Source organism: Mesonia hippocampi (assembly GCF_014197445.1).
GTDB lineage: Bacteria > Bacteroidota > Bacteroidia > Flavobacteriales > Flavobacteriaceae > Mesonia > Mesonia hippocampi.
Genome location: NZ_JACIFO010000001.1, coordinates 82,479 through 102,705, shown reverse-complemented (window position 1 = coordinate 102,705; position 20,227 = coordinate 82,479). Strand labels below are relative to the sequence as shown.

The 20,227-nt window shown below is 35.0% G+C and carries 11 protein-coding genes; 4 read left to right on the top strand and 7 right to left on the bottom strand.

From position 1 onward, the window contains the following. Positions 1-107: 107 nt before the first annotated feature. Complete coding sequence (locus GGR32_RS00425; protein WP_183475472.1) at positions 108-1,868, bottom strand: T9SS type A sorting domain-containing protein; 1,761 nt, start codon at positions 1,866-1,868, stop codon at positions 108-110. Positions 1,869-2,201: 333 nt separating this feature from the next. Continuing rightward, positions 2,202-3,956, bottom strand: a complete 1,755-nt coding sequence (locus GGR32_RS00420) for a T9SS type A sorting domain-containing protein (RefSeq protein ID WP_183475471.1) — start codon at positions 3,954-3,956, stop codon at positions 2,202-2,204. 195 nt (positions 3,957-4,151) lie between these two features. On the opposite strand from GGR32_RS00420, the gene uvrA reads away from it, so the two are divergent. From uvrA to GGR32_RS00400, 4 genes are all read left to right on the top strand, one after another. Next, positions 4,152-6,983, top strand: coding sequence for an excinuclease ABC subunit UvrA (uvrA, locus tag GGR32_RS00415; RefSeq protein ID WP_183475470.1), 2,832 nt, complete (start codon positions 4,152-4,154; stop codon positions 6,981-6,983). 27 nt (positions 6,984-7,010) lie between these two features. After that, positions 7,011-7,703 (top strand): LOG family protein, encoded by a 693-nt coding sequence (locus GGR32_RS00410; protein WP_183475469.1) that lies wholly within the window; start codon positions 7,011-7,013, stop codon positions 7,701-7,703. Positions 7,704-7,804: 101 nt separating this feature from the next. Continuing rightward, on the top strand, positions 7,805-10,597 hold the full coding sequence (locus tag GGR32_RS00405; protein ID WP_183475468.1) for a gluzincin family metallopeptidase: 2,793 nt from the start codon (positions 7,805-7,807) through the stop codon (positions 10,595-10,597). Positions 10,598-10,768: 171 nt separating this feature from the next. After that, complete coding sequence (locus GGR32_RS00400; RefSeq protein ID WP_183475467.1) at positions 10,769-13,183, top strand: alpha-ketoacid dehydrogenase subunit alpha/beta; 2,415 nt, start codon at positions 10,769-10,771, stop codon at positions 13,181-13,183. Between the two features lie 57 nt (positions 13,184-13,240). Here GGR32_RS00400 and GGR32_RS00395 read toward each other — a convergent pair whose 3' ends face one another. The 5 genes from GGR32_RS00395 to gyrA form a co-directional block, all read right to left on the bottom strand. After that, on the bottom strand, positions 13,241-14,758 hold the full coding sequence (locus GGR32_RS00395) for a PH domain-containing protein (RefSeq protein WP_183475466.1): 1,518 nt from the start codon (positions 14,756-14,758) through the stop codon (positions 13,241-13,243). Next, positions 14,751-15,278 carry a PH domain-containing protein gene (locus GGR32_RS00390; RefSeq protein ID WP_183475465.1) on the bottom strand — a complete coding sequence of 176 codons (528 nt, stop codon included), beginning with the start codon at positions 15,276-15,278 and terminating at the stop codon, positions 14,751-14,753. Before GGR32_RS00390 ends, GGR32_RS00395 begins: the two co-directional genes overlap by 8 nt. After that, positions 15,266-16,105: a 1,4-dihydroxy-2-naphthoyl-CoA synthase gene (locus GGR32_RS00385; RefSeq protein WP_183475464.1), complete on the bottom strand. Its 840-nt coding sequence runs from the start codon at positions 16,103-16,105 to the stop codon at positions 15,266-15,268. Before GGR32_RS00385 ends, GGR32_RS00390 begins: the two co-directional genes overlap by 13 nt. A gap of 85 nt (positions 16,106-16,190) precedes the next feature. After that, positions 16,191-17,420: a tetratricopeptide repeat protein gene (locus GGR32_RS00380; RefSeq protein ID WP_183475463.1), complete on the bottom strand. Its 1,230-nt coding sequence runs from the start codon at positions 17,418-17,420 to the stop codon at positions 16,191-16,193. A 30-nt stretch (positions 17,421-17,450) separates the two neighbouring features. Next, on the bottom strand, positions 17,451-19,997 hold the full coding sequence (gene gyrA, locus GGR32_RS00375; RefSeq protein WP_183475462.1) for a DNA gyrase subunit A: 2,547 nt from the start codon (positions 19,995-19,997) through the stop codon (positions 17,451-17,453). Positions 19,998-20,227 lie beyond the last annotated feature (230 nt).

Here is a 20,227-nt window from a genome sequence, read left to right as displayed (position 1 = left end):
CAAAAATACTGCTATTTTTTATATGAAAGAATTTAAAAAACAAAAAAAGCCTGACTTTCATCAGGCTTCAACTTCAAAAAAAAAACATAAAGACCAGCTTAACTGGTTTACTTTTGTATGATTAATTTTTTAGTTTGTGTTTTGTTGGTTAATGTTTTTATCTGTACAATATATACGCCTGTGGTTAATGCCGAAGTATTTATAGGCGTATTTTCATACACATTTTCTAAGCTTTGCACTAATTGTCCTGAGGTAGTATATATGCTTATGCGTTGGGCTGCTTCGGTTACATAAAAATGTGCTCGGGTTGGGTTTGGGTATATAGCTAGTGCTGGTGTTTTTGTATAGTTGGTAGTGCTTAATACGCCTGAAGTTGGTGCAAAACCTGATTTTGCTTGCGAAGCATCGATACTTCTTACCGTCCAGTAGATATCTTCTGGCAACTCATCAAAAGTTAAGTACCAAAACGGCGTTGTTACTACATATTGTGCTAACTCGGCACCTCCATCGGTTGTTCCTACCTTAATTTCGTACTGAAGTGCTTCGCTTGGGGTTTTATCATCGGTAGCTAAATCCCAGCTAAAATCTATTCTGTTTCCTATAGTTTCTGCATGCAAATTGCTTGGTGCATTAGGTGCTTGATTGGTGGTTGTGGTATCGGCATTTTCATATAATCGGGTTATGGTAAGGTATTCCCCATTTACATCGGTAAAACCTGATACTAATAGATCTAACTTATTATCTGAATTATAATCGATAACATTTAAACTGCTTGGTCCTCCTGCGTTAATAATTTCGGTTGGGTTTGTATACTTATCAAAACCTCCCGTAGCCGAATTATAGGTGAATATTTTTACTGCAGAATTATAGTTAGCATCATCGCCCATTAGCACAAAATCATAATAACCATCGTTGTTAAAATCGCCTGCTGCAATACTTTTAGAACCGTTAGATACTCCTATACCTTCGTTTGGAATCTCGGTTTCTGTAAAGGTTTCATCTTGGTTGTTTAGGTATACTTTTAAACTGTATAGGTTTTCTCCCTCTACTCCATGTGTAACAAAATCTAAATACCCATCGACGTTAAAGTCTGCTACAGCAATCGTACCGCCAGAAATACCTGTAAAGTTTTGTTTTTCAATTAAGTTTCCTTGTCCATCATTCATATAAACATTTAATATACGATTTCCTGTATCTGTATCAAAGCCCATTACAGCAACATCCAACTCCATATCGTTATTAAAATCGGCAATTTGTACATCGCCCATTTGTGAGCCTGGCACTAAAAATGATTTAGTAAATGTCCCATTTGCGTTGGTATACAAATCTACTTTGTTTGTTACTTTATTTGCTGCTTGATCAAAATACAAGCCGTTAATAACATAATCCTGCAACCCATTATGGTTGTAGTCTGCCACGGCTATAGAACCCATTATTTTACCTTGTATGGTTTCTTGTAATTGGTAGCTACTGCCTGTATTTATATAGATATAGTTTTTATAATTTACAATATCTAAATAGCTTAAGCCGGTAAGTACCAAATCTAAAAGTCCGTCCTGATTAACATCGATAAATTTCACATCGCCTAAATGAATTCCGTTACTTAAAGCATAGTCTGTATTTTCTTGCAGTGTTCCGTTTACATTTTCATATACAGCACAAATTGTGGTATTGGCAAATTCGCCACTATTTTCTGGATCTACAGCTCCGCAAATAACCAAATCTGCATCGCCATCGCCATCAAAATCTCCAACGCTACTACTAGAGTAGAAAAAATCTCTAGAAACGCCATCTACAACTTCTGTAAAGGTTTGAGCAAAGCTTGTAATGGTAAAAAAGCTTGCCATAAATAATGTAATTCTTTTCATTTTATTATTTTTAATTAATCTAAATTAAAGACAAACATATACTCAAAAAATGGAATGGACAAATAATAACAAAGCTTTTTAACCCTTGAAAAGACTACACCTATTCTAGAAAATTATGTATTTAACAATATCTTATATAGAATTATTCTAAATTGACAGTTGTTAAAAGAATTGTTATACACTCCGTTTCTTTTTAAGATAAATACAGGAATAAAAATATTTCTGTATTTTTTTATTCCAAATAGCAACTTCGCTATCTGTTTAACCATAAAAGGCTGTCCTTTCGGACAGCCCTTACCACTAAAAAAAACATAACAGACTGGTTAGAGAGAGTTACCTTTGTATGATTATTTTTTTAGTTTGTGTTTTGTTGGTTAATGTTTTTATCTGTACAATATATACGCCTGTGGTTAATGCCGAAGTATTTATAGGCGTATTTTCATACACATTTTCTAAGCTTTGCACTAATTGTCCTGAGGTAGTATATATGCTTATGCGTTGGGCTGCTTCGGTTACATAAAAATGTGCTCGGGTTGGGTTTGGGTATATAGCTAGTGCTGGTGTTTTTGTATAGTTGGTAGTGCTTAATACGCCTGAAGTTGGTGCAAAACCTGATTTTGCATGTGAAGCATCGATGCTTCTTACCGTCCAGTAGATGTCTTCTGGCAACTCATCGAAAGTTAAGTACCAAAACGGCGTTGTTACTACATATTGTGCTAACTCGGCACCTCCATCAGTTGTTCCTACCTTAATTTCGTACTGAAGTGCTTCGCTTGGGGTTTTATCATCGGTAGCTAAATCCCAGCTAAAATCTATTCTGTTTCCTGTAGTTTCTGCATGCAAATTGCTTGGTGCATTAGGTGCTTGATTGGTGGTTGTGGTATCGGCATTTTCATACAAACTTGTTAGGGTTAAATAATCATCATTTACATAAGTAAATCCTGAGATTAATAGGTCTAATTTATTGTCTGCATTATAATCAAATAACTGAACATTAGAAGGTCCTCCTACATCTAAAATTCCGCTCGGATTTATATGTTTATCAAACGCTCCTGTAGCTGGATTATAAGTGAATATTTTTACTTTATCATCATAATTATCGTCTGAACCTGCTAAAATAAAATCTGAATACCCATCATGATTTAAATCTCCTGTAGTGATTGATTTTGATCCACTAGCTATTGTTAATCCTTCATTAGGAATAGCTACTTCTGTAAAGGTTTCATCTTGGTTATTAAAAAATACTTTTAAGTGCAAATCGTGATTTACATCATACCCATGAAGAACAAAATCTAAATACCCATCGGCATTAAAATCTGCCACAGCCATGGTTCCACTAGAATAACCATCAAAAACTATATGTTCTGTTAAGCTTCCTTGTCCGTTATTCAAATAGAATTTAAAAAATGGAGCATAATCGGTATCATAGCCCATAATTAATACATCCATCTCCATATCGTTATTAAAATCGGCAATTTGAATGCTTCCCATGCTAGAGCCTTCTACTAACAATGAACGCTCAAAACCAGTTGATTTGTTTTTATATAGCTCAGCCTTATTTACAAAACCTTGTAATTCATTATCATAACGAGTTCCGTTTAGCACATAATCCTGTAAACCATTATGATCAAAATCTGTTACAACTACAGACCCATATATTTTACCTGGCAAGGTCTCTAATAATTGGTAACCACTACCGGTATTTAAATAGGTATAGTGCTGATAATCTACAATATTTGCATAACTTAATCCTGTAAGGGTTAAATCTAGTAACCCGTCCTGATTAATATCTATAAATTTCACATCGCCTAAATGTATGCTATAACTTAAATTGTATGCTGTATTTTCTTGGAAACTCCCATTTACATTTTCATACAAAACACAAGTAGAAGTATCAGGACTTTCATTTCCCGAAGTATCTGTTGCTCCGCAAATTATTAAATCTAAATCGCCATCGCCATCAAAATCTCCAACATCGCTCCCCGAAAAATAAAAATTCTTGGTCATCGCTCCTGTTACTTCTGTAAAGGTTTGGGCAAAACTTGTAGCGGTAATAAAACCCATTAATAAAAATGTAATTTTTCTCATGTTCTTATTTTTATTCAATCTAAATTAATATTGCAAACATAGAAATGAAAACTTGATTTATAAAATATTTTGATAACTTTTTCTTAAGAAAAAATACACATTGCCGTTTTTTTGAAATAATGAGGAAGCAGGAAGAACACAGATTTGTGTATTATCAATACGATATTTAGTAAATTAGCCGCTTGGAATACGACCATGAAAAACACAAACGAATATATAGAGGTAATAGGTGCCCGAGAGCACAACCTAAAAAATATAGACATAAAAATACCAAGAGATAAACTGGTTGTTATAACCGGGTTATCTGGTTCTGGGAAATCATCCTTGGCCTTCGATACCATTTATGCCGAAGGTCAACGCAGGTATATCGAAACTTTTTCTGCTTATGCTCGTCAATTTTTAGGCGGTCTAGAACGTCCCGATGTAGATAAAATAGAAGGACTATCTCCCGTAATAGCCATCGAACAAAAAACCACCAGTAAAAACCCAAGAAGTACCGTAGGTACCATTACCGAGATTTACGATTTTATGCGCTTGCTATTTGCTAGAGCTGGCGATGCGTATAGCTATAAAACAGGAGAAAAAATGGTAAGTTACTCTGATGAGCAAATCCAAGAGCTTATCAAGAAAGATTACCTCGGTAAACGCATCAATATCCTTGCTCCTATCATACGAGCAAGAAAAGGGCATTACCGCGAACTATTTGAACAAATTGCTAAAAAAGGATTCCTTAAAGTACGTGTAGATGGTGAAATTCTAGATATTGAAAAAGGAATGAAGCTTGACCGATATAAAACACATGATATTGAAGTTGTAATAGACAGACTACTTGTAGAAGATAACAAAGCCACAAACGCACGCCTTAACCAAAGTATAAAAACAGCTTTAAACCAAGGTGATAATATCATGATGCTTATTCCTCATAAGGAAGAAAAGCTTCGTTATTTTAGTAGAGATTTAATGTGCCCTTCAACTGGGATTTCTTACCCCGTACCCGAGCCTAATAATTTTTCGTTCAACTCGCCCAAAGGAGCTTGCCCTACTTGTAACGGAATAGGAAGCTTGCAAAAAGCGGTTATCGATAAAATTATTCCTAACCCAAAAAAATCTATAAAAAACGGAGGAATTGACCCGCAAGGGGAATACAAAAAAAATTGGTTTTTCAAACAATTAGAACTCATCGCAAAACGCTTCGATTTCAAACTTACCGATGCGATAAATAGCATCCCAGAAGAAGCGCTTGAAATGATTTTATACGGAGGAAAAGAAACCTTTAAGCAAACCTCTGCAGAAGTTGGTATAACCCGTAATTTTAAGATAGATTTTGAAGGCATTGTACCTTTTATCGAAAACACTTACCAACAGTCCGATTCCTCTAGCTTACGCCGATGGGCAAAAAAGTACATGAATAAAGTAAACTGCCCAACTTGCAATGGTTCAAGATTACAACAAGAGGCACTTTACTTTAAAATAAATGATAAAAACATTGCTCAGTTAGCTGAAAAAGATATCGCAAGCCTAAGTTTATGGTTTAAAAACCTCCCTAATGAACTTACCAAAAATCAACTAAAAATAGCCGAAGAAATTGTAAAAGAAATTTCTACCCGCTTACAATTTTTAGTAGATGTTGGCCTTACTTACTTATCGCTTAATAGAAGTTCTAAAAGCCTATCAGGAGGCGAAGCACAACGCATTCGCTTAGCAACACAAATTGGTTCGCAATTGGTCGGCGTACTTTATATATTAGACGAGCCTAGCATTGGTTTACATCAACGAGATAATGAGAAGTTAATCAATTCGTTAGCAGCACTAAAGCAAATAGGTAATTCCGTCATTGTTGTAGAGCATGATAAAGACATGATTGAACGTGCCGATTATGTGATAGACATAGGTCCTTTTGCAGGAAAATACGGTGGCGAAATTATTAGCCAAGGCACTCCCAAAGAAATTTTAAAACACAACACACTTACCGCCCAATACCTTAACGGAAAAAAGAAAATTGAAATTCCTAAAAAACGCCGAGAAGGAAATGGAAATTATATTGAATTAACCGGAGCTACAGGAAATAACCTAAAAAATGTTTCGGTCAAATTGCCTTTAGGAAAAATGATTTTGGTTACAGGGGTTTCAGGAAGCGGAAAATCTACCCTTATTAACGAGACCCTCTACCCTATCATGAACGCTCATTACTTTAATGGCGTAAAAGAGCCTAAACCCTACAAAAAAATTAAAGGCTTAGAACATATCGATAAAGTAATCGATATCAATCAAACCCCCATTGGGCGTACACCAAGGTCTAATCCCGCTACATATACTGGCGTGTTTTCTGAAATTAGAAATCTTTTTACAAAAACCCCAGAAGCCATGATACGCGGTTATAAACCTGGTCGTTTTAGTTTTAATGTAAAAGGCGGACGTTGTGAAACCTGTAAAGGTGCTGGATTACGTGTAATCGAAATGAATTTTCTGCCAGATGTTTATGTAGATTGTGAAACCTGCCAAGGAAAACGCTTTAACAGAGAAACCCTAGAGATTAGGTATAAAGGAAAATCGATAAGTGATGTTTTGGAAATGACCATTACAGAAGCCACCCAATTTTTTGAACATATTCCAAAAATATATCGTAAATTGAAAACCTTAGCCGATGTTGGCTTAGGCTATATCACGCTAGGGCAACAAAGCACAACCCTTTCTGGTGGAGAGGCGCAACGCATAAAATTAGCTACCGAACTTTCTAAACGCGATACAGGAAATACATTTTATATTCTAGATGAACCTACTACAGGTTTACATTTTGAAGATATCAACGTACTAATGAATGTATTAAATACCTTAACCGATAAAGGCAACACCGTACTTATCATCGAGCATAATATGGATGTTATAAAACTTGCCGACTACATTATTGATATTGGGTATGAAGGTGGCGAAAAAGGTGGCGAGGTTATTGCTAAAGGAACACCAGAAGAAATTATAAAAAAGAAGAAAAGTTATACCGCTAAATTTCTTCGTAAAGAATTAAATTAACCTATTATAGAGTAAAGAAAAAACAATATGAGCTTTAAACAAAAACATTCAAAAGCCTGGAATGAAATAAAAACTAACGATAGCTGGGCACTTTTTAAAATTATGGGAGAATTTGTTCATGGTTACGAACGTATGAGCCAAATAGGTCCTTGTGTATCTATATTTGGTTCTGCCAGAACAAAACCCGAAGATAAATATTACCAAATAGCCTGTGAGGTAGCAGAAAAAATTGTAGATCATGGTTACGGTGTAATTACCGGTGGTGGTCCTGGAATTATGGAAGCAGGAAATAAAGGCGCCAATATTGCAGGAGGAACATCGGTAGGTTTAAACATCGATTTACCTTTCGAGCAATTCGATAATAAATACATAGACCATGACAAAAATTTAAATTTCGATTACTTTTTTGTTCGTAAAGTAATGTTTGTAAAATACTCACAAGGCTTTGTAGTAATGCCAGGAGGCTTTGGTACGTTAGACGAACTTTTTGAAGCAATTACACTTATACAAACTCATAAAATAGATAAATTTCCTATTATTCTAGTAGGTACCGAATTTTGGGGAGGGTTGTTTGAATGGGTAAAAAATGTGCTCTTAGATAAGTTTAGCAACATTAGCCCAGAAGATTTAGATTTAATACAATTGGTAGACACGCCAGAAGAAGTTCTTGAAATATTAGATAACTTCTACACTAAATATAATTTAAGTCCTAATTTCTAAGGATTTCACACCTCAAAAATATGTAAAATTCAACTGCTTATATTTTCAAGTAGTTGAATTTCTTTCTTTATTTATATAAAAACCATTTAATCTCCATTCGCTTGAAGCTTTATAGTTGTCTTTTATTTTTATTTCTATGTATTGCCATAAGCTTTGCTCAAAACACCACTATCACCGCTTCGGTAGAATTACTTGAGGAAGCCAATAGCTTGAGCATTACCCAGGAGATTGAATATACAAACACTTCTACCAAAACATTAACCGAAATTTTCCTAAACGATTGGGCAAATGCTTTTAGCCATAAGCTTACCCCTTTAGGAAAAAAATTTACCGAAGATTACGAACGTAAATTCTATTACGCTAACGAAGAAGAACGAGGAAGTACCTTATTGCTTAAACTTACCAATAATGAAGAAAATCTAATTTGGGAGCGCCCAGAAAACCAACCCGATATTATTAGAGTTAAACTCAATAAAGTCTTATTACCACAACAAAGCCTTAAGCTATCGCTTGTTTATACCGTAAAAATTCCTAGCAGTAGTTTTACACGTTTTGGTTATGATGATAAAGGCTATAAGCTTAATTACTGGCTTATAACCCCTAGCGTCTATAAAAATTCTTGGCAAACCTACAGCCATAAAAATTTAGACGATATGTATTTTAATAAATTTAACCTCTCCTTAAATTTATTACTTCCTAAAAACTATTCGGTATTTTCATCGCTACACCAACAAATAGAAGATACGCAAATTACCTTAACAGGACATAAGCTTCTTAACACAAAGCTATACCTGCTAAAAGAAGCTGAGTTTAAAAGTTTCAACACACGTTACTTTACCTTAATTAGCAATATCGATAATAATACAATGCAAGAAGGCATGCAAAGCATCATTATTAACCGAATTGCAGATTACCTTCAGCAGCATTTAGGGAATTTCCCCCAAGATAAAATGTTGCTTACACAAGAAGATTATTTAAATAATCCTGTATATGGACTTAATCAACTTCCTAAATTTATACAACCCTTTCCCGATGGGTTTCAATACGAGATTAAAATGCTTAAAAGCATTACACGGCAGTATCTTGCAAATTCCTTAACGCTTAATCCTCGGACAGAAAAATGGGTTTACGACGCTATCACCACAAAATTAATGATAGATTATGTAAATACGTACTATAAAGACATGAAGCTGCTGGGTAATTTATCTAGCATTATAGGCGTACGCTGGTTTCATCTTGCCGATGTAAATTTTAATTACCGCTATGCCTTTTTATACCTCAATATGGCTCGGATGAATTTAGACCAACCTGTAAATAGCCAAACCGACTCCCTTCTAAAGTTTAATAAAAACATAGCCATCCCTTTTAAAGCTGGGGTTGGTTTGGAGGTATTAGACGATTATTTAAAAGAAAATAAAATTCCTAATGCCATCAAGTATTTTTTTAACACCTATCAATTAAGCGAAGTAACCGCAGATGATTTTTACGAAAGTTTACAAAAATATAGCAACAAAAACATCAATTGGTTTAAAAACGATTATATAAATAGCAGCAAAAAAATAGATTTTAAAATTCAGGCGGTAGAAAAAGAAACCGACTCGTTGATTGTTCATATCAAAAACAAATCTTCTAATCAAATTCCAGTTCCTGTTTATGGCTTATCAAAAAATAAGATTGTCTATAAAACATGGGTTAGTCCACAAAACGGAAACTATACGGCAAAAATCCCTAAAAAAAACGTAACACGTATAGCGGTAAACTACGAAGGAATTTTACCCGAATTTAATCAGCGGAACAATTACAAAAAAGTTACAGGTATATTTAATAGACCTCCACAAATACGCCTCCTTAAAGATATCGAAGACCCACGGTATCAGCAAAGTTTTCTTATGCCCGAGTTTTCCTACAATTTATACGACGGGTTAAGCCTTGGACCTAGGTTATCTAACCGAAGTTTTTTAAGAAAAACCTTTAATTATAAAATCTCTCCCAAATACGGTTTACGAAGTAATGCCTTGGTAGGTTCGGCAACCCTAAGCAACACCCACCAATACCAAGAACAGCCAATATACCAGGTAACTTATGGTTTTAGTGGCACACGAAACTCCTATGCTAAAAATTTATTTTATTACCGGTTTTCCCCGTATTTAAACATTTATTTCAGAGAACCCGATTTACGCAACAACAAACGCCAAATACTTAGTCTAAGAAGTGTAAATGTGCTTAGAGACGGGAGTATATTAAACCCTACAGAAGAACCTGATTATAGCATTGCAAACATTCAATACACTTATAGCAACCGAAACTTTATTAACTATTTTGCGACCACATTAGATTATCAAGTTGCTAAAAAGTTTAGCAAAATTTCTGCAACTGCCAAATGGCGAAAACTTTTTCTTAACAACAGGCAAATAGAACTCCGCTTATTTGCTGGCGCTTTTTTGTTTAATGAAAGTACAAACTCCAACTATTTTAGCTTTGCATTAGATCGTCCTTCAGATTATATGTTTGATTATAATTATTACGGAAGAAGTGAAAGTAGCGGATTATTTAGTCAGCAGTATATCGCTGCCGAAGGTGGTTTTAAATCTAAACTCGAACCCGCATTTGCAAACCAATATATGCTAACGGCAAACACCAGTTTTACCCTTTGGAATTGGATTATGCTATATGCCGATGTTGGCATCGTAAAAAACAGAACACAAAAAGCAGAATTTCTATACGACTCTGGAATTCGTTTAAACTTAGTACAAGATTATTTTGAAATCTACCTCCCGCTATATTCATCCTTAGGCTGGGAACCAGAACAAAACAATTACGACCAAAAAATACGTTTTATTATTTCGTTAGATTTTAATACACTCATTAAATTATTCACCAGAAAATGGTATTAAGCCGCTTTACTTCAAGGAAAAAATAACATTTTTTATACATTTATTTCCAAAAAGCCGTTTTTATTAAAAAATATTCAACATATAAACATATAGGTATATTATCTGCAAAAATCGATTGACATTTATACTCTTTTTTATTATCTTCGCAAGCATCATAAAAAGTTAATAACCATGCAAGATACCTTATTAAAAAATAAAGATATTTCTTTCGAAGAGTTTCAAAAACAAATCTTAGAAGATTATAAATTAGCCGTAGTTAGTAGAGAATGTAGTTTACTTGGAAGAAGAGAAGTACTTACAGGAAAAGCTAAATTCGGAATTTTTGGCGACGGGAAAGAAGTGCCTCAACTTGCCATGGCAAAAGCCTTTAAAAACGGAGATTTTCGCTCAGGGTATTACAGAGACCAAACTTTTATGATGGCCTTAGGCCTGTTAACACCACAAGAGTTTTTTGCAGGGCTTTATGCAAATACAAATATTGAGGACGAGCCTATGGCTGCTGGTAGACAAATGGGTGGGCATTTTGGCACACATAGTTTACATGAAGACGGCAGTTGGAAAAAACTTACAGACCAACCAAACTCCAGTGCAGACATCTCTCCTACAGCAGGACAAATGCCACGTTTATTAGGGCTTGCACAGGCTTCTAAAATATACAGAAACGTAAAAGATATCACAAATGCAGAGCACTTCTCTATCGAAGGAAACGAGATTGCATGGGGTACTATTGGTAACGCTAGTACTAGCGAAGGTTTATTTTGGGAAACCCTAAATGCCGCTGGTGTAATGCAAGTACCTATGGTAATTAGCGTTTGGGATGATAAATACGGAATTTCGGTTCCTGCTAAATACCAAACTACTAAAGAAAACATTTCTGAAATCGTAAAAGGTTTCCAACGTGATAAAGAAAATAACGGATATGAAATTCTAGTAGTAAAAGGTTGGGACTATGCCGAACTTATAGAAGCTTACCAAAAAGCAAGTAAAATTTCTCGCGAAGAGCACGTACCAGTACTTATACATGTTACCGAGCTTACACAACCGCAGGGGCACTCAACCTCTGGGTCTCACGAAAGATACAAATCCAAAGATCGCTTAGCTTGGGAAAAAGAATACGATTGTAATGCACAAATGCGTACCTGGATACTTACAAACAATATAGCTACAGAAGAGGAATTAAGCGAGATTGAAAAAGCTGCAAAAAAAGAAGTAAGCAACGGTAAAAAAGAAGCTTGGAAAGCCGTAAATCAAGCACCGAAAAAAGCACAAAAAGAAGCAATTGCTTTACTTAGCAAACTTGCAGAAAGCAGCAGCAATAAAAACTTTATTACTCCACTACTCGAAGAGCTTACCGCTATCCAAACCGTACAAAAACATGAAGTGTTACGCACTGCTCGCAAAGCATTGCGTTATGTACGCCACGAAAATACAGAAGCCAAAACCAATGTATTAAATTGGATAACCAACTACTTCGAAGAAAACCAACCCGACTACAGCAGCCACCTGTATAGCCAAAGCAAATGGTCTGCCTATCAGGTAGAAGAGGTATTACCTACTTATGATGAAAATACCGAAGAAGTAGACGCACGTATTGTATTAAGAGATAATTTTGATAAGATTTTTGAAAAATACCCAGAAAGCTTAATTTTTGGAGAAGACACAGGGAATATTGGAGATGTAAACCAAGGTTTAGAAGGCATGCAAGCCAAGTACGGAGAACTTCGTGTTGCTGACACAGGTATACGAGAAGCTACTATTCTTGGACAAGGAATAGGAATGGCCATGCGAGGATTACGCCCAATAGCCGAAATTCAGTACCTTGATTATATTTTGTATGCATTGCAAATTATGAGCGATGATTTAGCCACATTACACTACCGTACCAAAGGAAAACAAAAAGCACCACTTATTGTACGTACACGTGGTCACCGTCTAGAAGGTATATGGCATAGTGGTTCACCTATGGGCGGAATCATCCATCTAATAAGAGGTATGCATGTTTTGGTACCTCGTAACATGACCAAAGCCGCAGGCTTTTACAATACCTTATTAGAAAGTGACGAGCCAGCATTGGTTGTAGAATGCTTAAACGGATACCGCTTAAAAGAAAAACTACCTACCAACTTAGGTGAATTTAAAACGCCTATTGGTGTTACAGAAACCATACGAGAAGGAAACGACATCACACTTGTTTCTTACGGCTCTACCCTACGTATTGTAGAAGAAGCGGCAAAAGAATTAATGGAAGTAGGTATTAATGCAGAAGTTATCGATGTACAATCTTTATTACCATTCGATATCCACCAAGACATTACAAAGAGTATACAAAAAACAAACCGTTTACTTGTAATAGATGAAGATGTACCAGGCGGAGCTTCTTCATATATCTTATCAGAAATATTAGACAAGCAAAACGCTTATCGTTATTTAGATAGCAAACCAGCATGTTTAACCGCAAAAGCGCACCGCCCTGCATACGGTACCGATGGAGATTATTTCTCTAAACCTTCTGCCGAAGATATTTTTGAAAAAGTATATGAGATTTTTAATGAGGTAAATCCTACAGATTTTCCTAAGTTAAGATAATACGCTTTTTATCATAAAAACAAAAAACTCGCTAATAATAACAGCGAGTTTTTTGTTTTACATCCAAACCTTATGAGAGGTTTCTATTTTATAAAGTATTTTATTAATAGAAGTTAAAGCTTTTTGAGGCACTAACGGAAAAGATAAATCTCCTCCTGCGGTATGAAAAGTAACCCTATATAAACCTCGTTTTTTTAGCCAAATGGCCTGCTTAATACTTATAGATTGTAATTTATAAGCCTCTATTATTTTAAGCTTTTGCTGCCAAACCCCTTGTTTTTTGATTATAAAACTTTCTGTTATTTTCAATTCTAAGCCTTGATAATATTTTTTTACAAAAAAGTACATTACTATTCCGTATAGTAAAATAAAAGGTATTATAAACGGCCAAGACCATCCCAAAAATAGATAAACAAACACTACAAATATTAATAGAGGAATCGATGCCATTAATATATTTCTAAATATTAATATCCGATGGGGTTTTATTCTTACATCGGTTGTTTCTGTATCTTTTTTATATAAAAAAGCTTTTATTTTAGCTAGTTTATCTATAGGTAAACCTGGAATTGTTAAATTATTTTTTTGTTGCTTAAATTGATCTGAGCTTCCTGCTAAAACAACCCTGACCTTATGTAAATTAAAGTACTTATGGATAGGGGTTACACTAAATATTAGCATCTGAACACGTCTTGGCTTCAATATTGTTTTTGTATTGGTTTTTAATCCCATTTCTACTTCCATACTTGTTTCCGTTTGTACCAAAGTCAAATTAAAGTATTTTATAAAAACCTCTACGGTAGAAATAATAAAACCCAATATAATTGTAAAAATGAAGGCAATAAATAGAATTAATACAATTGCATTTACAGAAGTAAAGTTAGTTTCTACATAAGTAATTACTTCATGATAAAAGCTGTTATTTGTAGTAGTAAATCTATTCAACTCTGTAATCACTGTAGCTAAGAAAGCAAAAATAAGGCCTACTCCTCTTAAATAATTGGAAGTTACCCCTAATTTCAGTAATGTATTAGGTGTTAATGTATGTCGCCACTTTACCTTCTGGTTATTTGCTTGTACAATAGAGCTATCTGTAAAAGAAGATTCTAAAGATAATCCTATTAAAATATCCTTTAGGCTATTTGCCTCGATTGCCGATAATGCTTTGATATTTACTTCCTTATCACTACTCCCTGCGGTATCTATTACTACCTCATAAACATCAATAATGCGTTGTAATAGAGAACGTTTCAAATAAACTTGCTGTATTTTATCGAAAGGTATATTGAGTTGTTCTCTTGTAAAAATTCCTTTTTGTAAAATAAACTCTTCTTTAGTGTAATCTATATAAAACTTAAAATTTTTATACCTTAAAACACTAAAAAAAAGCGTTACTATGCCTAGCCCTAGCAGGCCTATCAGTCCATAGGATAACATTTCTAAAGAAGGTTTTTTTACAAGTAAGTATACACCTAAAACCCATAAACCTTTTAAAATTTTAAATAATGATTCTAAAAAAATAAGCAACACTCCTATTTTAGATTGTCGCTGCGGAGTTGAAAATTGTTTATTCATCTTCTTCTACGCTTATCCTTATTGCTACAGCTTCTTTTAATTTTACTGCCAAAGCAAGGTCTAATCCTGGTATACTAATATCGCTCCCCTGCCCTCCAGCAGTAAATATTTTTAAGGTAGAAATTCCTAAAAGCTTATCAAATACTCCCTGAACAATCGAAACATGTTGTACCCTATTAAACGGAATTAAAGTTGTTTTTGTAACCCAATAACCACGCCGGTAAGCTATATCTTTTTCTCTAATTGCATAAGCATATACGGGTTGCTGCAAAAAAATATTAATATAACTAAGAATAAATATGAGAAGTAAAAAACCTGCTATATAAAAGGTTCCTATAAATTGAGTTTGAATATAAAGCACTAAAAAAACAATACAGAATATTACTAAAAGTGTGCTGAGTTGAAGAATACTTTTTTGTTGTTTTTTTATAGAAATTTTAGAAAAATCTATTGCCTGATAATCTGGCAATAGATTTATTTCTACTTGTTGATTAGAGAACGATTTATTTACGGAATCCATTTTTTATCAAAATTTGGAGCTCTTTTTTCTAGAAAAGCATCTCTACCCTCTTTTGCTTCATCGGTCATATAAGCCAATCGTGTAGCTTCTCCTGCAAAAACTTGTTGTCCTACCATACCGTCATCGGTTAAGTTCATCGCAAACTTCAGCATTTTTATCGAAATAGGTGATTTTGCTAAAATCTCTTGCGCCCATTGGTAAGCAGTAGCTTCTAATTCGTCATGTGGTATTACGGCATTTACCATTCCCATTTCATAAGCTTCTTGTGCCGAGTAATTTCTGCCTAAAAAGAATATCTCTCTTGCTTTCTTTTGTCCTACCATTTTTGCTAAATATGCAGAGCCATACCCGCCATCAAAGCTTGTTACATCGGCATCGGTTTGTTTAAAAATAGCGTGTTCTTTACTGGCTAATGTAATATCGCAAACTACATGTAAACTATGGCCTCCGCCTACAGCCCAACCCGGAACTACGCAAATTACAGCTTTAGGCATAAAGCGTATTAAACGTTGTACTTCTAGAATATTTAAGCGATGGTAACCATCTTCTCCTACATAGCCTTCCTTCCCTCTTGCTTTTTGATCGCCTCCGCTACAAAAAGACCAAACTCCGTCTTTTGATGAAGGACCTTCGGCAGAAAGTAAAACAACACCAACAGAAGTATCTTCTTGTGCGTTATGAAATGCATCTAAAAGCTCGCTGGTTGTTTTTGGTCTAAAAGCATTTCTAATGTCTGGTCTATTAAATGCTATACGTGCAACTCCATTATACTTTTTGTACGTAATATCGTCGTATTCCTTAACGGTTTCCCACTTTATTTCACTCATTATAATTTAATTTTTATTCTGTTGTAAAACTAAAAAAGCTACCTGATATTCGGTAGCTTTTTCTTCACTATTATATTTTCGGCAATTAGTTTAAGGCTTTGGCTTTAGCTTCTTCTCCTAATTGTAAGTAAATACTCTTTAAAGTTTGTTTTGCTTGTGTGTGTGTAGGGTTTTTCTCTACAACTTTTTCTAAATAAGGTATTGCTTCACGATAAATATCTTTACGTTGTTTAGATAACACATCATAACGTTTATTATCTGCAGCAGACATTCCTAAGTTGTTCATTTCATCAATTAAAGGCTTTTCTTTTGTAAGAATAGTAGAAGCCATGTTTATATAAGCTTCATTCATATCTGGGTCTATCTCTATAGCTTTTTTATAATATGTGATAGCCTTTTCTGGTTGATTCATCTGTGTTGATGTTACCCCTAAGTTATAATACAATGTCGCATTATTTGGGTCTAACTTAATCACCTTTTCTATTACTTCTGCATATTTATCGGTTTTCCCCATTTGGTTGTACACGTTAGCTTCTGCTAAAAGTAATTGCGTATCGTTAGGGTTTTCTTTTTTCGCATCTTCTATTGCATTGATGGCTTTATCTTCTTGATTTTTCTCAAGATAGATTAAAGCTAAATTCTTGGTGATTTCACCACGCTTTGAAGGAAGTTTTTCTGAAGCTGGGTCGCTATATTGCCCCGATTTTACAAACAAATCACGTTGTTTTTCAGACTGGAAAGTTTCTCTTTGTCCTGTTTCCTTATTAACAGCGGTATATTCGGTACCTTTTCCTGTAAAGCCTAAATCGCGTAACTCTTCATAGTAAGTAATTGCTTTATCAAACTCTTTTTGGTTAACGTAGTTTGAAGCGGCATAATACAAGTAAACGGTATCGGTAGGATTAAGTTTATATGCCGAGTATAATTTTTCTGCGGCAGACTTATATTTTTGGTTATTTTGGTCTTCTATCGCAGAGTTTACTACATTGTTTTTAAGCTCAAGAAGTTGTTTGGTTGCTTCGTCTGCTTCGCCTAAATCTTTTGCTTTATTTAGTGCTTTTGAAGCTTTTAATAATTCCTCTAAACCTTGGTTGTTTTTATCTAATGCAAATGCTTTACCTTGTGCTAAGTAAAAATCTGCTTGTCTACTATTGCTTTCATTACCGATAATTGACTCTACCGATGCTAATAGTTTTTTTGCTTCTGTATAGTTTCCTGCCTCTATGGCTTTTTGAGCACTTCTTATTTCTTTTTTCTGAGCAATAGCCGTAATACTAGCAAAGGCTAAAGCTATACTTAAAACTTTGGTTTTCATTTAATAATGGTTTATTTTGTTAGTGTCGGTTTATTCTTCTTCGTTAGTGTTATCCTCAATTGTTGTGCCATTTATAGCATCATCAGCCGTTAAATCTTCATTTTCTTCTTCCTCATCTTCATTAATAATTTTGGCTACTGCTGCAATGGTATCATCATCACGTAGGTTAATAAGCCTAACGCCTTGTGTGGCACGCCCCATTACGCGAAGGTCTTCTACAGAAATACGAATAGCAATTCCAGATTTATTAATAATCATTAATCCATCGGCATCGTTCACATTTTTAATAGCAACTAACTCTCCTGTTTTTTCGGTAATCGATATGGTTTTTACTCCTTTTCCTCCACGGTTGGTAATACGATAGATATCTTCGCCTGTTTCCGGATCGGTGATATAAGTACGTTTTCCGTAACCATTTTCAGACACTACCAATACGGTTTCTTCTGCGGGGTTTTCTACGGCAATCATTCCTACCACCTCATCGTTTTCATGTGCAAGTGTTATTCCTCTAACACCAGATGCGCTACGACCCATTGGGCGTGTTTTTGCTTCTTCAAACCTAATGGCTTTACCTGATTTTAGCGCCAGCATTACTTGGCTTTCTCCGGTTGTTAGTTTTGCTTCTAAAAGCTCGTCATCTTCTTTAATGGTTATGGCATTAATACCGTTGCTTCTAGGACGTGAATATTGTTCTAAAGAGGTTTTCTTTACTTTTCCTTTCTTAGTAGCCATAATTACATAATGGCTATTAATATACTCTTCGTCTTTTAGGTCTTGCGTACAAATAGAGGCTTTTACGCTATCGTCTGGGTCTATATTAATAAGGTTTTGGATGGCTCGCCCTTTAGAAGCTTTACTTCCTTCTGGGATTTCGTACACCCGCATCCAGAAACATTTTCCTGCTTGTGTAAAGAACAACATATATTGGTGGTTTGTTCCTACAAAAAGGTACTCTAAGAAATCTTCATTTCTGGTGGTGGATGCTTTAGAGCCTACTCCTCCTCTATTTTGTTTTTTATATTCTGAAAGTGGTGTTCTCTTGATATATCCTGCGTGCGAGATAGAAATTACTACTTGCTCATCTGGAATCATATCTTCGATACTTAAATCTCCTCCTGCATAGTTTATTTCTGAGCGTCTTTCATCGCCATATTTGGCTTTTATTTCTGCCAATTCATCTTTAATAATCTGCATACGTCGCTCTAAACTTGCCAGAATTTCTTTAAGATCCTTGATGGTTTCCATCAGTTCATCATATTCTGCTCGTAGTTTATCTTGCTCTAAACCTGTTAACTGGCGTAAACGCATTTCAACAATGGCTTTCGACTGAATTTCAGATAATTCAAAACGCTCGATAAGCTTATTACGGGCTTCCTCTGCATTGCTCGAACTACGTATAAGTGCGATTACTTCGTCTATATTATCAGAAGCTATAATCAACCCTTCTAAGATATGCGCGCGTTCTTCTGCTTTTCGAAGCTCAAATTCGGTACGACGCGTAACCACTTCGTGACGGTGTTCTACGAAGTGATGTATCATATCTTTTAGGTTAAGCATTTCTGGTCTTCCATTTACCAGCGCAATGTTGTTTACACTAAAAGAAGTTTGTAAAGCTGTATGTTTATAAAGTGTATTGAGTACAATGTTAGGGATAGCATCGCGTTTTAGCATATATACAATACGCATTCCTTTACGGTCAGACTCATCTCTAATATTTGCAATACCCTCTATTTTCTTATCGTTAATTAAATCGGCAGTTTTCTTAATCATATCTGCCTTATTAACCTGGTAAGGAATTTCAGTTACGATAATGCATTCTCTTCCTTTTACTTCCTCTACAGTTGCTTTAGCGCGTATTACAATACGACCGCGTCCAGTTTTAAAGGCTTCTCTTACGCCATCGTATCCATAAATAATACCTCCGGTAGGAAAATCGGGAGCTTTAATATGGGTAATTAACTCATCTATCTCAATATCTGGATTATCGATATAAGCTGTTATTCCATCAATAGTTTCAGAAAGGTTATGCGGCGGCATGTTGGTTGCCATTCCTACGGCAATTCCACTAGCACCATTCACCAATAAGTTAGGGATTCTAGTTGGTAAAACGGTAGGTTCTTTTAAAGTATCATCAAAGTTTAATTGATGGTCTACAGTTTCTTTATCGATATCAGAAAGCATTTCCTCACTAACCTTACGCATACGTGCTTCTGTATAACGCATTGCTGCAGGACTATCGCCATCTACAGACCCGAAGTTCCCTTGCCCATCTACAAGCATATAACGCAAACTCCATTCCTGAGCCATACGTACCATGGTATCATATACCGAAGAATCTCCGTGTGGGTGATATTTACCTAATACTTCCCCTACAATTCTTGCCGATTTTTTATAGGCACGATTAGAGAGTACGCCTAGTTCATACATCCCAAATAAAACCCTACGATGTACAGGTTTTAAACCATCGCGAACATCTGGTAAAGCACGTGACACAATGACAGACATTGAGTAATCAATGTATGCCGATTTCATTTCATCTTCAATATTAATCGGAATTAACTTTTCTCCTTCCGTCATATTCTAATAGTTTTATTAACTTAAATTTCTAACGCGGCAATTTAAACAAAAAAACACTCATTTAAGAGGTTTTAGGCTACAAATACCTAGTTTTTATTAACAGGAAGCTCGTTGATAAGTATATTGACGCTTACTTTTGATTTTCTGACAGATTTTTCCCATATTAGCTAGAAATCTAATTTTGGGTATGCTTTTTGACTTACCCTACCTGAATTTAATAGATAGATAAT

Excerpts from the sequence above, each read along its gene's own strand:
- GGR32_RS00420 (WP_183475471.1), bottom strand. The coding sequence starts at position 3,956 with ATGAGAAAAATTACATTTTTATTAATGGGTTTTATTACCGCTACAAGT.
- GGR32_RS00390 (WP_183475465.1), bottom strand. The coding sequence starts at position 15,278 with ATGGATTCCGTAAATAAATCGTTCTCTAATCAACAAGTAGAAATAAAT.
- GGR32_RS00395 (WP_183475466.1), bottom strand. The coding sequence starts at position 14,758 with ATGAATAAACAATTTTCAACTCCGCAGCGACAATCTAAAATAGGAGTG.
- GGR32_RS00400 (WP_183475467.1), top strand. The coding sequence starts at position 10,769 with ATGCAAGATACCTTATTAAAAAATAAAGATATTTCTTTCGAAGAGTTT.
- GGR32_RS00380 (WP_183475463.1), bottom strand. The coding sequence starts at position 17,420 with ATGAAAACCAAAGTTTTAAGTATAGCTTTAGCCTTTGCTAGTATTACG.
- uvrA (WP_183475470.1), top strand. The coding sequence starts at position 4,152 with ATGAAAAACACAAACGAATATATAGAGGTAATAGGTGCCCGAGAGCAC.
- gyrA (WP_183475462.1), bottom strand. The coding sequence starts at position 19,997 with ATGACGGAAGGAGAAAAGTTAATTCCGATTAATATTGAAGATGAAATG.
- GGR32_RS00410 (WP_183475469.1), top strand. The coding sequence starts at position 7,011 with ATGAGCTTTAAACAAAAACATTCAAAAGCCTGGAATGAAATAAAAACT.
- GGR32_RS00425 (WP_183475472.1), bottom strand. The coding sequence starts at position 1,868 with ATGAAAAGAATTACATTATTTATGGCAAGCTTTTTTACCATTACAAGC.
- GGR32_RS00385 (WP_183475464.1), bottom strand. The coding sequence starts at position 16,105 with ATGAGTGAAATAAAGTGGGAAACCGTTAAGGAATACGACGATATTACG.